General features: G+C 63.6%; 7 protein-coding genes. 5 read left to right on the plus strand and 2 right to left on the minus strand.

Annotated features, from left to right (window positions below):
* A partial coding sequence (locus BGN91_RS09935) for a DUF2585 family protein (protein WP_292612702.1) occupies positions 1-290 on the minus strand: 290 nt, incomplete at its 3' end.
* 58 nt (positions 291-348) lie between these two features.
* The gene (gene hslV, locus BGN91_RS09940; protein WP_292612704.1) at positions 349-903 is read right to left on the minus strand and encodes an ATP-dependent protease subunit HslV; all 555 of its coding nucleotides are present in this window, start codon (positions 901-903) and stop codon (positions 349-351) included.
* A 373-nt stretch (positions 904-1,276) separates the two neighbouring features.
* On the opposite strand from hslV, the gene hisB reads away from it, so the two are divergent.
* The 5 genes from hisB to BGN91_RS09965 all read left to right on the plus strand — a co-directional run.
* Positions 1,277-1,870 (plus strand): imidazoleglycerol-phosphate dehydratase HisB, encoded by a 594-nt coding sequence (hisB, locus tag BGN91_RS09945; RefSeq protein ID WP_292612706.1) that lies wholly within the window; start codon positions 1,277-1,279, stop codon positions 1,868-1,870.
* 27 nt (positions 1,871-1,897) lie between these two features.
* Positions 1,898-2,422, plus strand: a complete 525-nt coding sequence (locus BGN91_RS09950) for a DUF2628 domain-containing protein (RefSeq protein ID WP_292612708.1) — start codon at positions 1,898-1,900, stop codon at positions 2,420-2,422.
* Positions 2,419-3,069, plus strand: a complete 651-nt coding sequence (hisH, locus tag BGN91_RS09955) for an imidazole glycerol phosphate synthase subunit HisH (protein WP_292612710.1) — start codon at positions 2,419-2,421, stop codon at positions 3,067-3,069. Before BGN91_RS09950 ends, hisH begins: the two co-directional genes overlap by 4 nt.
* Positions 3,057-3,806, plus strand: coding sequence for a 1-(5-phosphoribosyl)-5-[(5-phosphoribosylamino)methylideneamino]imidazole-4-carboxamide isomerase (hisA, locus tag BGN91_RS09960; RefSeq protein ID WP_292612712.1), 750 nt, complete (start codon positions 3,057-3,059; stop codon positions 3,804-3,806). Before hisH ends, hisA begins: the two co-directional genes overlap by 13 nt.
* A 15-nt stretch (positions 3,807-3,821) precedes the next feature.
* The coding region (locus BGN91_RS09965) for a HisA/HisF-related TIM barrel protein (protein ID WP_292612714.1) at positions 3,822-4,025 on the plus strand (204 nt) is incomplete at its 3' end.

Raw genomic sequence — 4,025 nt, forward strand, 5'->3', positions numbered from 1 at the left:
CGGGTGATCCATGGGGCGCGGGGCAGGATCAGCCAGGTCGCGCCGTAGAACAGAAATCCATGGATGATGTGGGAGAAGGTGTACCAGTCGGTGAGGTGTTGCGAATTCTCGGAGCTTTGCACGATGCCGTGCCAGAACTTGACGTAGCCGCAGGAGCAGATCGGGACCCGGCCCATGGCATGGAGAATTGCACCTTGCAGCAGGACCAGGCCGAGCGCGATTGCAATCCCCTTGCCGACCGAGATGCTCGTTGACGGCAGGGGATCGGTTTGACCGGTCAAAGCGCTCATACGCTGCGCATCATCGAGCGGTGGGCAATATCTGTCGGAATGCGGGGCTCGGCATCGCTCAATCCGTGGGCAACGTCTCGATGGTCAGGTTTCGGTTGGTGTAAACGCAGATATCGGCGGCGATATCGAGCGAGCGGCGGACGATGGCTTCCGCATCCTTGTCGGAATCGATCAACGCCCGCGCGGCGGACAACGCGTAGTTTCCGCCGGAGCCGATCGCCATCACCCCGGCTTCCGGCTCCAGGACGTCGCCGGTGCCGGTAAGAACCAGCGACACGTCCTTGTCCGCGACGAGCATCATGGCTTCGAGCCGCCGCAGATAACGGTCGGTGCGCCAGTCCTTGGCGAGTTCAACCGCGGCACGGGTGAGCTGGCCGGGGTATTGCTCGAGCTTGCTCTCCAGCCGCTCGAACAGCGTAAAGGCGTCGGCGGTGGCGCCGGCGAATCCGCCGATCACGTCGCCTTTGCCGAGCTTCCGGACCTTCTTTGCATTGGATTTGATCACGGTCTGACCGATCGAGACCTGGCCGTCTCCGCCAATGACGACTTTGCCGCCCTTGCGGACAGTCAAAATCGTGGTGCCGTGCCACACCTCCGGCTGTGATGCTTGCATCTGAACCCCTTCGTGATGCGCCAGATTTAGGCATTGCAGCGCGGCGTTGCAATCGGTGTTCGAATTGGCGGATTCGAGTGGTCCGATTCTAGCATTCGCATCCCGTTTCAGCAGGTATTTTTGCGAATGTGAGAATCGCAGGGACCACTAGCAACTATAGGTTTCCAGTGGAGTTTTGGATTTGACATTCGCATCTCGGCACCCGCGGCAGCTGGGTGGCGAATGTCAAATCCACTCCACTAGTCACCATAGCCCGCAAAAGGCGCCGTCTCGCAGTAGCGAAGGGAGCATGAGCCTGTTAAAAGGCCCGTTCAGGAGCGGGTGATCCGAGCGCCTTTTTGGCAGATCATGCGCAATGCGGAGATCTCACGTCATGCGCACGGCGACCATCAAGCGCAAAACCAAGGAAACCGACATCGAGGTCGCGGTGAACCTCGATGGCTCCGGCATCGCCACCGTTGCGACCGGAATCGGCTTTTTCGACCACATGCTTGACCTGCTCGCCCGCCACTCGCGCATCGATATCACGGTCAAGGCCGACGGCGACCTCCACGTCGATTATCACCACACCACGGAAGATGTGGGCATCGCGCTGGGGCAGGCCGTGAAGCAGGCGCTCGGCACGATGGCCGGCATCACCCGCTACGCCGGCGTCCATATGCCGATGGACGAGACGCTGTCCCGTGTCGTGATCGATATTTCGGGACGCCCGATGCTGGTCTTCAGGGTCGATTTCCCGCGCGACAAGATCGGCGAATTCGACACCGAGCTGGTGCGCGAATGGTTCAATGCCTTTGCGGTCAATGCGGGCGTGACTTTGCACGTCGAGATCCTATATGGCGAAAACAGCCATCATATCGCCGAATCCTGCTTCAAGGGTCTGGCGCGGGCGCTTCGTGAGGCGGTGGCGATCGATCCGCGCGCCGCGGGCGAAGTGCCGTCAACAAAGGGTCAGCTTGGCGGCTGATCACCCTGTCGTCGACGGAGAGTGCACATGCCGGTCTATACAGTCCATGCGCCGCCTGCCGAGGGAACGGACGTGCGCGGCACCACGGACCAATTCGTGTTCGTTCGCGACGGCTTTTCGTTCTGGGCCTTCGTGTTCGGTCCGTTGTGGTTGCTTTATCAACGGCTCTGGCTGGCGTTCGCCGGATATATGGTCCTGTCGATCGTGCTCGAAGTCGCGATGACGCTGCTGCGCGCCGGGGGCGGAACGCGGCTCGCGGTAATGGCGGTGATCGCCGTGCTGATGGGACTGGAAGCGGCAAGCCTGCGGCGCTGGACGCTGTCGCGGCGCAAGTGGCGTCAGCTCGGCATCGTCCTCGCGGACGACCGGGAGGCCGCCGAGCGACGTTTTTTCGATCGCTGGGCAGTCACGCGGGGTGTGGACTTCGATCCGTTGGCTGTCGATCGCGGCGCGCCGCCGCCGACCCGTAACGGTTCGGGCCAGCCATTTTCGCCACCACCACCGCGCAGCGACATTGTCGGCCTGTTTCCGCAACCCGGGATGCGGCGGTGACGGCTGCGATCATCGACTATGGATCCGGCAATCTTCATTCGGCCGCGAAGGCGTTCGAATGCGCGGCGCGCGGCGTCGAAGACCTGGAAAGGATCGTGGTGACGCGCGATCCGGACGTGGTGTTCCGGGCCGATCGCGTGGTGCTGCCCGGCGTCGGCGCGTTCGCTGATTGCCGTAGGGGACTCGATGCGCTGGATGGCATGGTCCAGGCCCTGACCGAGGTCGTGCGCGACAAGGCGCGCCCGTTTCTGGGCATTTGCGTCGGCATGCAACTGATGGCGACGCGCGGCAAGGAGCATGTCACGACCGATGGTCTGAACTGGATCGCGGGCGACGTCGAGAAAATTTCACCGCGCGACGAGAGCCTGAAGATTCCGCATATGGGCTGGAATACGCTCGATCCGGTGCGCGAGCATCCGGTGCTCGACCGCCTGCCGTTGGGACCGAAAGGCCGCCACGCCTATTTCGTGCACTCCTATCATCTGAACGCCGTCAACGAGACCGATGTGCTGGCGCGCGCCGACTACGGTGGCCCGGTGACGGCTATCGTCGGCCGGGACACCGCGATCGGCACCCAGTTTCATCCGGAGAAGAGCCAGCGGTTCGGGCTCGCCCTGATTTCGAACTTTCTGAAGTGGAAGCCGTGATTCTCTTTCCCGCCATCGATCTGAAGAACGGCCAATGCGTTCGCCTGGAGCAGGGCGACATGGCGCGGGCCACCGTGTTCAATCTCGATCCTGCCGCGCAGGCGCGCGCCTTCGCCTCGCAAGGCTTCGAATATCTGCACGTGGTCGATCTCGACGGCGCGTTCGCCGGCAAGCCGGTCAATGCCGATGCCGTGGAGCGGATGCTGAAGGCCGTGACCATGCCGGTGCAGCTTGGCGGCGGCATCCGAGACCTGAAGACGATCGAGGCGTGGCTCGGCAAGGGCATCGCGCGCGTCATCATCGGCACCGCCGCGGTGCGCGATCCGGTTCTGGTCAAGCAGGCGGCAAAGGCATTTCCGGGACGGGTGGCGGTCGGTCTCGATGCGCGCGACGGCAAGGTTGCCGTCGAGGGCTGGGCCGAAACGTCGGAGGTGACGGCGCTCGACATCGCACGGCGGTTCGAGGACGCGGGCGTCGCGGCGATCATCTTTACCGATATCGCGCGCGACGGTCTGCTGAAGGGCCTCAACCTCGACGCCACCGTCGCACTCGCCGACAGCATTTCAATCCCGGTGATCGCCTCCGGCGGCTTCGCCTCCATCGCGGACGTGAAGGCGTTGCTCGCGCCGCGCGCGAAGAAGCTCGCGGGCGCCATCGCCGGACGCGCGCTCTATGACGGCCGGCTCGATCCCGCCGAGGCGCTGGCGCTGATCCGCGCCGCGCGTGCGGCAGCCTGAGAGTATTTGCTCGCGATGTTCAAGGTCCGTGTCATTCCCTGCCTCGACGTGAAGGATGGCCGGGTCGTCAAGGGCATCAACTTCGTGGACCTGCGTGATGCCGGCGACCCCGTGGAAGCGGCGGTCGCCTACGATGCCGCCGGCGCCGACGAACTCACCTTTCTCGACATCACCGCGACGCACGAGAATCGCGGCATCATGCTGGATGTGGTCCGGCGC

Source organism: Nitrobacter sp. 62-13, from assembly GCF_001896955.1.
Taxonomy (GTDB): Bacteria; Pseudomonadota; Alphaproteobacteria; order Rhizobiales; family Xanthobacteraceae; genus Nitrobacter.